This is a genomic window from Lichenihabitans sp. Uapishka_5, assembly GCF_033947565.1.
Lineage (GTDB): Bacteria > Pseudomonadota > Alphaproteobacteria > Rhizobiales > Beijerinckiaceae > Lichenihabitans.
In genome coordinates this window covers 1-10013 of the sequence record NZ_JARPVX010000106.1, presented here as the reverse complement: position 1 = coordinate 10013, position 10013 = coordinate 1, and the positions used below count along the sequence as shown (strand labels likewise).

Genomic DNA, 10013 nt, shown 5'->3' with positions numbered 1-10013 from the left:
GCCCCGGCCAATGTCGCCAACGCGACCGCCGGCTGCAGGGCCGCGGCCTGGCTGCCGGCGGTCGCGTTGGCGACATTGGCCGGGGCCGGCACCGCCATGTTGCGGGCGTGGGCGATCGGTCCGGTCCAGCCCTCCACCGGGCCGACGAAGACCCGCACGGGCGTGAAGGCCACGCGCGGCCGTGATTCGGCCCCAGGGCCCGCCGTCACCGGGGATGAGCCGACCGGCTCGACGGCGCCGTTCGATTCCGCCGCATCCTCGGCCTGGGCGGCCGCGATGGCGCCGGACCGGCCGCGGCCGCAAATTACCGACCGCAAGTCGGGCGGCACGGTCTCGTCGGCGGCCGCAAGGCTCGACACCTGGCCGAGATCGACCGAAGGGTCGGCGAAGCCACGGTCGATCAGGTTCGAAGCGCGCTGGGTCCGGGTCAAGGTCGAGGGGGCGCCGAAGATCACGGCGATCAAGCGCCGGTCGTCGCGCTCGGCGCTCAGCACCACATTGTAGCCGGCCGAACAGGTGTAGCCGGTCTTCATGCCATCGACGCCCGGATAGCGGCCCAGCATGCCGTTGTGGTTGGGAATCAGTTGGTTGCCGAAGGCCAACAGGCCGATGTTGAACAGCCCGCGCTCTTCCGGGAACTCGCGCAACAAGGCCCGGGCGATGATGGCCATGTCACGCGCGGAGGAATAATGATTGGCATTCGGCAGGCCGTTGGGGGTCTCGAAATGCGACTCGTGCAGGCCGATGCGCGCCCCATAGGTGTTCATCATCTCGGCGAAATCCTCGACCGAGCCGCCGATGCCCTCGGCGATCGTCACCGCGATGTCGTTGGGCGACTTCACCATCAGCATCTTCAGGGCGTTGGCGAGCGTCACCAGGGTGCCGGGGCGGAACCCCATCTTGGAGGGCGCCTCGGCGGCGGCGCGGGGCGACACCATCAAGGGCGTATCGAGCGTGATGCGGCCTTCGCGCACGGCGCTCAGCGCCACGTAGACGGTCATCAGCTTGGTGGTGGAGGCCGGGAACCAAGGCCGCGTCGCCTCGCTCTGGTACAGCACGCGACCCGACTCGACATCGACCACGATGGCCGGGTTGGCCTTGGCCAAGCCCATGCCGAGAAGCAGCGAGGCCGAAGCCGCGAGCGCCGCCCGGCGGACGATCCCTAGAACCCTCATCCGCACCCGTCCTGTTCGCCGCGCACGCCGACGAAAGAAAACCTGTCAAACGTGTTAACCCCCGCCTCGGTTAATGCAACGTTAACCAGGCGGCATTCCTGTGGGCTGGGGAGCCTCTAGCTTGGCTGGACGGCGATTTCGTGACGACGCGGGGCCCGGGGCCATACCGCTCCCCGGACCGGATCTCGGCGGGGCCGTCTGGCCCGCGGCAGCCAGCGCCGGGCGGAGGCTCGGCCGCGCGGTCCGGCCATGGGCGCGCCTGCGCGGCTTCACGACGGCGCTGCTCGACCTCGTCTACCCGCCCGCCTGCATGAGCTGTCCGCGCGCCACCGCGACCCCGCATGGCCTTTGCGCCGACTGCTGGGGACGGATGGGCTTCATCACGGCGCCCGTCTGCGCCCGGCTCGGTACGCCCTTCACGGTGGATCTCGGGCCGGACCTCCTGTCGCCCGAGGCGATCGCCGATCCGCCCGCCTATGCGCGGGCCCGGGCGGTGGCGCGCTTCGCCGACGGCCCGGCGCAGGTGCTGGTGCACCGGCTGAAATACGGCGACCGGCCGGATTACGCGCGCGTGATGGGGCGCTGGATGGCCGAGGCCGGCTCGGCGCTGCTGGATGATGTCGACCTCGTGGTGCCGGTGCCGCTACATCGCAGCCGGCTATGGCGACGGCGCTTCAACCAAGCGGCCGAACTGGCCCGGGCGGTGGCGCTGGTGCGTGGGTTGCCGCTCGACCTCGACGGCCTCACCCGCGTCAAGCCGACCCGCAGCCAGGTCGGCCTGAGCCGGACCGAGCGGGCCGACAACATCCAGGGCGCCTTCCGGGTCGCGCCGGATGCCAAGGGCCGGTTCCGCAGCCGGCGCGTGCTGCTGGTCGACGACGTGCTGACGACGGGCGCCACCGTCAACGCCGTCAGCCGAGCGCTGCTGCGTGACGGCGCCGCCACGGTGGACGTGCTTGTTTTCGCCCGGGTTGTGACGACGGGATGGCGATGACATATTGGAGGCTCCCCTTCCAAAGGCGCCGTTATGGACCTCGTCACGATCTACACGACCTCGACCTGCCCTTACTGCCACGCCGCCAAGGATCTGTTGCGCAAGAAGAAGGCGGCGTTCACGGAGATCGACGTCACCGGCAAACCGGCCGAGCGCCGCACCATGACGGAGCGGGCCGGCGGCCGCACCAGCGTGCCGCAGATCTTCATCGGCGCCAAACACGTCGGCGGCTGCGACGACCTTTACGCGCTCGACGAGGCCGGCCGGCTCGATCCGCTCCTGGCCGCCTGAGGCACGCCCCCGCCCGATGATCCGTTATCACCTGCGTTGCGATCACCAGCACGGCTTCGAGAGCTGGTTCCGCGACAGCGACGCCTTTGACCAGCAAAGCCACGACGGCCTCGTGTCCTGCCCGGCTTGCGGGTCCACGGCGGTGTCGAAAAGCCTGATGGCGCCCTCAGTCGTCACCAGCCGCCGCAAGGCCGCGCCCTCGGGGCCGCCAACCGCAGCCGAACCGGCCCCCGTGGCACTGCTCGACGAGAAGGCCCAAAAGCTGCGCGCCATGATGCGCGAGGTCCGCCAGCACGTGATGACCCATTCGCACGACGTCGGCGCGGCCTTTCCGGAAGAAGCCCGCAAGATGCACGAAGGCACGGTCGAGCCCCGCGCCATCCGGGGCGAAGCATCAGTCGCCGACGTGCGATCGCTGATCGAGGACGGCATCGAGATCATGCCGGTACCCTCGCTGCCCGACGATCGGAACTGAGGGCGCCCGTTCAGAACGCAAGCTGACGCTTCAGCATATCCTCCACCTTGGCGCGCTCGGCCGGGGTCAGGCCCGTCAGGATGCCGTCGAGCCAAGGGTCCTTGATGCCGGCGGCGCGGGCCAGGATGTGCCAGCGGGCCGCCTCGACGGCGTTCTTCGGCAGCCCCCGTCCGGCCGCATAAAGGCGGGCCAGACGGTTTTCGGCGATCGGGTTGCCGGCCGTCGCGGCCAACAGGAAATAGCGGGCGGCACCGGCTTCGTCCTTGGCCACACCCTCGCCGTTGAACAGCGCGATGGCATATTGCACGGCCGCGCTCGCATCCCGGGCATCGGCCGCCTGCTTCAACAGCGCAATGGCCTTGTCGAGGTCTTGCGGCACGCCCTGCCCCTGGCGATACAGCGCCGACAGGGCTTCGAGCGCCGTGATGTCGCCGGCGTCCGCGGCCCGCCGGAAATAATCGGCCGCCTTTGTGAAATCCCGCGTCCGGCCGTCGCCCTGCACCGCCATGATGCCGAGGTTGTAGAGCGCCCCGGGATGGCCGGCCTCAGCCGCCGCCTCGAGCTGCACCCGGGCGGCTTCGCGATCCTTGGCGACGCCATTACCGGTCAACAAAGCCATGCCGTAACCGAAGCTGCCCTCGCGGTTACCCTGCCGGGCCGCCAACTGGTCCCATTTGGCCGCCTCGGCCATGTCCTTGTTGACCGCGAGCCCCTGGGCGTAGATCTCGCCCACTAGCGCCATGGCGGCGCCGTCATGCGGGTTCTTGGCGATGCGGGCCATCGCCTCCTTCAGGGCCGTGGCGAAATAACCGCGCTGAAAGGCTCCGAAGGCGAGATCGGGCGCCGGGGTCACCACGCCGGCAGGGGTCTGCACCCCACCGAAATCGCCCTCGGCCGCGCAAACCGACACCGCCGGTAGCAGCAGCGCGACCGCGAGGCCGGCCCCAGCCCCCCAGAGCCGCATGGCTCAGGAACCCGCCAGCGCGGCAGCCTTGGCTTCCGCCACGGCCGCGAGCGTCGCGGCCACTTCCGCGATCACGGCCGCGGCGCCGCGCGGATCGTCCCACAAGGCGTCGCCGAGGCCGATGAACTCCGCGCTGGCCTCGGCCAGCGGCTTCACCTCGTCGAGCGACGCCGCCATCGCGACGCAGGGCACCTGGAAGATCTCGGCCCACCAGCCGACGCGGTCGAGCCGCTCGTCGAAGGGGGCGACCTCGGCCTCGTCGCCGAACATCAGGTAGTCGACCCCCGTTTCGCCGGCCTCCATGGCGGCGTCGCGGTCGGGCAGCCGCCCGCATCCGACGATGCGGGCGGGCTTCATGCTGCCGAGCGCGCTCGCGAGATCGTCGCCAGCGCCCTCCACATGCACGCCATCGGCCCCGACGGCCGCGGCCAGCCGGGTGTCGGCCTCGATCAGCAGCGCCGCGCCGCGCTCCTGCACCAGGGGCGTCAGCGCGGTCGCCACCTTGCGGCGCAGGCCGTCGTCATGCGGCGGCAGCCGCAACAGCACGCAATCCACCGGCGCCGCGTCGAGCGCGGCGGTCAGAACCGGGGCAAAGGCCTCGTGGCTGTCGAGGACGGGGGTGACGAGATACAGGCGGGCGGAATCGATCATCGGAGATCCCTAAAGGCTGACAGGGCAAAGCGATACCGCTTCGGCCCGGCAGACGGCCGATCACCAGGAAACCGGACCCTGTTCGGTTCAGGAGAACCCGAACAGGGTCCAGACGGGGCGCCCTCCATCGTCGATGTTTTTGGCGACATCGCGGCCTGTCGGGGCGAAAACCTATTCGGCCGCGATGCGATGCCCGTCGAATTGCAGGCGGGCCAGGCGGGCGTAGAGACCACCCGCGGCGATCAGTTCCGCATGGGTGCCCTGTTCGACGATGCGACCCTTGTCGAGCACCAGGATGAGGTCGGCCTTCACCACGGTGGCGAGGCGATGGGCGATGACGAGCGTGGTGCGACCCCGTTCGAGCCCTTCGAGGGCCGCCTGGACGAGGCGCTCGCTTTCGGCGTCGAGCGCCGAGGTGGCCTCGTCGAGCAGCAGCACCGCCGCATCCTTCAGGATCGCCCGGGCCACCGCGAGCCGCTGTCGCTGGCCGCCCGACAACGTCACGCCGCGTTCGCCGACGCGCGTCCCATAGCCGTCCGGCAGTTGCATGATGAAGTCGTCGGCGGCGGCCTGGCGGGCCGCGGCCGCGACGGCGGCATCACCCGCCTCGGCGTGCCCCATGCGGATATTCTCGGCGATCGAATCGGAGAACACCACCGGGTCCTGCGGTACGGGCGCCAGGGCGGCCCGCAGGGCGGTGGGATCGAGCGTCTCGACCGGCACACCATCAAGCAGCACGCGGCCGTCCTGCGGGTCGTAGAAGCGCATCAGAAGCTGGAACAGCGTCGTCTTGCCGGCGCCCGATGGACCGACGACCGCCACCGTTTCGCCCGGCCGCACCGTGAAGCTGAGTCCGTCCAGCACGATGGCCTCGGGCCGCCCCGGATAGCTGAAGCGCACCGCCTCAAACCGCACTTCGCCCCTGAGCGGCTGCGGCAGGGTGGCGGGCACGGCCGGCGCCGCGATGCGGGGCACGATGGCCAAAAGTTCGCCGATGCGGCCCGCCGCGCCACCGGCGGCCGACAACTCGCTGCCGACCTCGCTCAGCTGGCCGAGCGCGGTGGCGCCCAGCACGGCGTAAAGCACGAATTGCGACAGGAGGCCGCCCGTGATGCGCCCAGCCATCACATCATGCGCCCCGAGCCACAACACCCAGACCACGCTGGCGAAGGCCAGGAAGATGGCGGCGGCCGTCAGCACGGCGCGCGACCCGATGGCCGACGCCATGGCCTCGTAGGCCGCCGACACGGCCTCGGCATAGCGGGCCCGCGTCAGGGGCTCGGCCCCGAAGGACTGTACCGTGCGCACGGCGCCCAGATGCTCGGCCGCAAAGGCCGTGGCGTCGGCCAGGCGGTCCTGGGCGGCGCGCGAGCGACGGCCGACGGCGCGCCCCGACACCACCAGGGGCAACACGATCACCGGGATCGCCACCACGACCAGCACCGACAGTTTCGGGCTCGACACCACCATCATCACGATGGCGCCGCCAAACAGGAAGACGTTGCGCAGCGCCACCGAGGCCGAGGAGCCAAAGCTCGCCTTCAACTGCGTGGTGTCGGCCGTCAAGCGCGACACGAGCTCGCCCGTCCGGGCGCCGTCGAAGAAGCTCGCGTCGAGGCCGCTCAGATGGGCGAAAAGATCGCGACGCAGGTCGGCCACCACGCGCTCGCCGAGCGTCATCACGAAAAAGTAGCGGGCCCCGGAGGCCAGGGCCAGAACCGCCACGATGCCGAGCAACGCCCCGAAATAAGCGTTGATGAGGCCCGCCTTGTCGGGATGGAAGCCGAAGTCGATCATGCGGCGCACGGCTTCGGGTATGCTCAAGGTCGCCACCGAGGCGACCGCCAGCGACAGGAGGGCCGCCGCGATGCGTCCGCGATAGCGCAGCCCGTAGGACAGCAGCGGCTTCAGGGCGGCCAGTCCCTCACCCGATCGTCGGCCTTTGGTGGATGAGCGTCGCAACGGTGATCCGAGCAGCAAGCACCGGACATCATGCCGGCGTGGGTGGGCTAGGCGCGAATTAGAGCCTTTCCAAGTCGCACGGGCAATATTGTGCGAGGTTCGCACATGCGCTATAGCGGCGCGACTTTTCCCACAGCGCGGATTGGTTCGGATGGGTCGCATGGCCCTTTGGCGCGCGACATCGAGGTGGACCCATGAAGGACGCAACGCACCCCAACTACCACATGATCAAGGTGGTCATGACCAACGGCACCGAGTTCATGACGCGCTCGACCTATGGCAAGGACGGGGACACGATGAACCTCGACATCGACCCCACCACCCATCCGGCCTGGACCGGCGGGTCGCACCAGATGATGGATCGCGGCGGCCGCCTGTCGCGCTTCAACTCGCGCTTCTCGGGCCTGAGCTTCGGCAAGAAGTAAGCCGAACCGGTTTCATCGAAAGTTTTGAGGGCGCCGTCTCGGGACGGCGCCCTTTTTCGTTCCTCGCCTGTCGGCCTTACCGGCCCGCCGCCGGGAGGCGGCGAAGCCCCCGAAGCGATCCATCCGGCGTCGGGACGGGTCGCTCCGCGATGTTGGCCAAGGCCGGGCCGAGGATCAGCCCGCCGCCTTCAGCAGGTCCGCCAGCGTCTTCTTGGCGCCCTCGGCCTGGATCTGCGACCGGTAGCGCGCATAATCGGCCACGAAGCGCGGCGACGCCTCGACGCCCCAGCCCTTGAAGGCGCTGAGGCCGATGCCTTTGGCGGGATCGGCATCCTTGACCAGCGCGAAATCGGCGTCCGTCACGTTGGGCTCGACCACCGGAAAGGATTGGCCGTTCTCATCCACGCCCTTCAGATATTCCGTGAAGGCGGCCAGCAGGAAGGCAATGCGGCGGTGGTCCTTGCCGGCCTTGACCAGAGCCTTGGCCGTGTCCTGCACGAAGACCGGCAGCTTGGAGGCGCCATCGCCGGCGATGCGCAGCAGCTGGTCGCCGATGGCCGGGTTGCGGTAGCGCTTCAGCAGCATGGCGCCATACTGGTCGGTCGACATGCCGGGAGGAGCGTCGAGCAGCGGCCCGGCATCGATCTGCAGGAAGCCGTCCAACAGCGCGCTGACGTTCGGGTCCCCCATGGCGAGATGCACGATGCGGTGCCCCATCATGATGCCCGGGAAGGCCAGCATGGAATGCGACGCATTCAGCATGCGCAGCTTCACCTGCTCATAAGGGTCGACATCGCCGGTGAACTGGGCGCCCACCTTTTCCCAGGCCGGGCGGCCAGCGCAGAAGGTGTCCTCGATCACCCATTGGATGAAGTCCTCGGCGAACACCGGGGCCTTGTCGTCGAGATCGTTGTCCCGGTTGAGGCGCGCCGCGTCGGCCGGCGTGGTGGCGGGCGTGATGCGGTCGACCATCGAGGACGGGAAGGCGACATGCGCCTCGATCCAGTCGGCCAGCGCCGCGTCCTTGGCGCGCGCAAAGGCCAGGAGCGCCGTCTTCATCACATGGCCGTTGTGGCGCAGGTTGTCGCAGGACATCACCGTGAAGGGGCCGACGCCGCCGTCGCGCCGCCGCCGCAGCGCCTCGGTGATGAAGCCGAACGAGGTTTTCGGGGTGCCGCTCGTCAGGTCGTGCGCGACGTTGGGCTCCTCGAGCTTGAAGCGCCCGGTCTCGTCCGTGTTGTAGCCGCCCTCGGTCACCGTCAGGGTGACGATCTTGACGGCCGGGTCGGCCATGTGGCGCAGCACCGCCTCGGGGTCGTCGGGCGCATGCAGGTAGCCCACGATGGAGCCGATCACGCTGGTGGTCGGGGCCCCCTCGGGCGGGTAGATGGTCAGCGAATAAAGCCCTTCCTGGCTTTGCAGCGCACGCGCCTTCTGGCGCTCGCTTTCCACATCCATCAGGCCGACGCCGAGGATGCCCCAGCCGTCCTGGCCCGGCAGCGCCAAACACTGATCGACGTAGACGGCCTGGTGGGCGCGGTGGAAGTTGCCGACGCTCAGATGCACGATGCCGGCCGTGACCGCATTGCGGTCGTAGGACTTCGGCGGCACAAGCGCCTTGGCGGTTGCGGGGGATACGTCACTCATCATCGGCCTCCCTGATGTTTTGCGGCGATCTTAGCCGAAGCCCGATCCCGAACCATTCAAAACTTCACGCCTTGAGCAAATCTGCGGCTTGGGCGGCAGCCCTCACGATCCACCGTTGCCCGGCTCGGCCGGCAGGCAGGTGCGGCGGCCCGAATCGATGCAGTTCTGCAGCCGGTTGTGGGCCACGATGGCCTGCGACACCCAAAGCAGCAGCGCCGCCACCACCACGATGACGATGAGGGCCGCCCATGTGGCGCGGCCGTTACCGCTCGCAGCAGCAGGTTGGCCGGCTTCGCGCAACGGTGGATGGGGCGGCGGCTCGCCTTGACTCTTCATTCACAACTCGGAATCTATAAGAGAACAAATCAGGAACACGGAAGGCCGCCGCCATGTCTCTCGCCACCACGGATTTGAGCAGCCTGCGCGATGCGTGCAACCGCATCGAGGGTCTCGGCGCCACTTTCGACCCTGGACCCAACGGCCCGGCGGAGGCAAGGTCCCTGCGTCGCGTGCCGCTCGGGGCCGACCGGCTCGACGGGCTGCTGGGCGGCGGCCTGAAACCCGGCAGCCTGCACGAGGTGGTGGCCGAAAGCCCCCGCGACGAGGCGGCCGCCTCCGGCTTCGCGGCCTCGCTGGCCGGGCTCGTGGCACGCGGCCGGCCGCTGGTGTGGGTTCTCGACGACCGCGTGGCCTGGGAGGTCGGCACCCCCTACCGGCCCGGCCTCGCGGCGCATGGCATCGACCCCGACCGCCTGCTGCTGGTGAAGACCAAGGATGCGGCCACGACGCTCTGGGCCACCGAGGAAGCGCTGAAGGCCGGCGCCCCCGTGGTGTTGACGGAACTCTGGCGCGCCTCGACCTACGACCTCGCGGCGTCGCGCCGGTTGATGCTGGCGGCCCGCACCCGCGGCGCCACGAGCCTGGTGGTGCCGGTCGGGCTCAGCCGGCCCGATCAATTGTCGAGCGGGGCCGAAACCCGCTTCGCGGTCGCGGCGGCGCCGAGCCTGCATGTGGCGGCCGCGGCGCCCTTCCTGCCGATCCCCGGGCCGTCCGGCTTCGCGGTGCGGCTCGTCAAGCGCAGGGGCGGCCCCGACGCGGCTGTGGGCGGCTATGACCGCGCCCAGGTGCATCAGCTGGCCTGGGACCGGACGGGCCGGCGCTTCGGCAGCGCCGAAGCGCTGCGGGCACGGCCGTCTTTCGGGCCCGTGCCGTCGCGCCCTTATGCGCCGGCCCTGCAGGGTTCGGCCGCCTAAACCCTGCCGACCGCGAGGCCTTCAGGAGATGACGCCCCGGCGTCGCGTGTTCCCGTAGCTGGCTGCCCCATGTCCCGTTTCCTGTCCCTTTGGTTGCCGACGCTGCCGACCGACCGCATCCGGCGGCGCGAGGCCGTCGGCCCCGTGCCGCTCGTCACGGTCGCAGCCGTGAAGGG

11 protein-coding genes are annotated in these 10013 nt (G+C 69.8%); 5 read left to right on the top strand and 6 right to left on the bottom strand.

The genetic code is table 11. From position 1 onward, the window contains the following. The coding region (locus P7D22_RS20790) for a D-alanyl-D-alanine carboxypeptidase family protein (RefSeq protein ID WP_319936171.1) at positions 1-1175 on the bottom strand (1175 nt) is incomplete at its 3' end. A 259-nt stretch (positions 1176-1434) separates the two neighbouring features. On the opposite strand from P7D22_RS20790, the gene P7D22_RS20785 reads away from it, so the two are divergent. Genes P7D22_RS20785 through P7D22_RS20775 form a run of 3 tightly spaced genes read left to right on the top strand, consistent with a single transcriptional unit; the run spans position 1435 to position 2935 of the window. Further along, positions 1435-2169 carry a ComF family protein gene (locus tag P7D22_RS20785; RefSeq protein ID WP_319936172.1) on the top strand — a complete coding sequence of 245 codons (735 nt, stop codon included), beginning with the start codon at positions 1435-1437 and terminating at the stop codon, positions 2167-2169. A gap of 33 nt (positions 2170-2202) precedes the next feature. Next, complete coding sequence (grxC, locus tag P7D22_RS20780) at positions 2203-2460, top strand: glutaredoxin 3 (protein WP_319936170.1); 258 nt, start codon at positions 2203-2205, stop codon at positions 2458-2460. Positions 2461-2476: 16 nt separating this feature from the next. After that, entirely contained in the window at positions 2477-2935 is a 459-nt protein-coding gene (locus tag P7D22_RS20775; RefSeq protein WP_319936169.1) for a DUF1178 family protein, read from the top strand. A 10-nt stretch (positions 2936-2945) separates the two neighbouring features. On the opposite strand, the gene P7D22_RS20770 is transcribed toward P7D22_RS20775, so the two are convergent. From P7D22_RS20770 to P7D22_RS20760, 3 genes are all read right to left on the bottom strand, one after another. Further along, positions 2946-3899: a tetratricopeptide repeat protein gene (locus P7D22_RS20770; protein ID WP_319936168.1), complete on the bottom strand. Its 954-nt coding sequence runs from the start codon at positions 3897-3899 to the stop codon at positions 2946-2948. A gap of 3 nt (positions 3900-3902) precedes the next feature. Continuing rightward, positions 3903-4550: a thiamine phosphate synthase gene (locus P7D22_RS20765; RefSeq protein ID WP_319936167.1), complete on the bottom strand. Its 648-nt coding sequence runs from the start codon at positions 4548-4550 to the stop codon at positions 3903-3905. Between the two features lie 171 nt (positions 4551-4721). Beyond that, positions 4722-6512 carry an ABC transporter transmembrane domain-containing protein gene (locus P7D22_RS20760; RefSeq protein WP_319936166.1) on the bottom strand — a complete coding sequence of 597 codons (1791 nt, stop codon included), beginning with the start codon at positions 6510-6512 and terminating at the stop codon, positions 4722-4724. Positions 6513-6706: 194 nt separating this feature from the next. Between P7D22_RS20760 and rpmE the strand changes: the two genes are divergently transcribed. Continuing rightward, positions 6707-6937 (top strand): 50S ribosomal protein L31, encoded by a 231-nt coding sequence (rpmE, locus tag P7D22_RS20755; protein WP_319936165.1) that lies wholly within the window; start codon positions 6707-6709, stop codon positions 6935-6937. A 174-nt stretch (positions 6938-7111) separates the two neighbouring features. Here the strand turns inward: rpmE and P7D22_RS20750 are convergent, their stop codons facing one another. Continuing rightward, entirely contained in the window at positions 7112-8584 is a 1473-nt protein-coding gene (locus P7D22_RS20750; RefSeq protein ID WP_319936164.1) for a mannitol dehydrogenase family protein, read from the bottom strand. Between the two features lie 102 nt (positions 8585-8686). Then, positions 8687-8920 (bottom strand): hypothetical protein, encoded by a 234-nt coding sequence (locus tag P7D22_RS20745; RefSeq protein ID WP_319936163.1) that lies wholly within the window; start codon positions 8918-8920, stop codon positions 8687-8689. Positions 8921-8973: 53 nt separating this feature from the next. On the opposite strand from P7D22_RS20745, the gene P7D22_RS20740 reads away from it, so the two are divergent. Beyond that, a complete protein-coding gene (locus tag P7D22_RS20740; protein ID WP_319936162.1) occupies positions 8974-9837 on the top strand; it encodes an ImuA family protein in 864 nt (287 codons plus the stop codon). Positions 9838-10013: the final 176 nt, after the last annotated feature.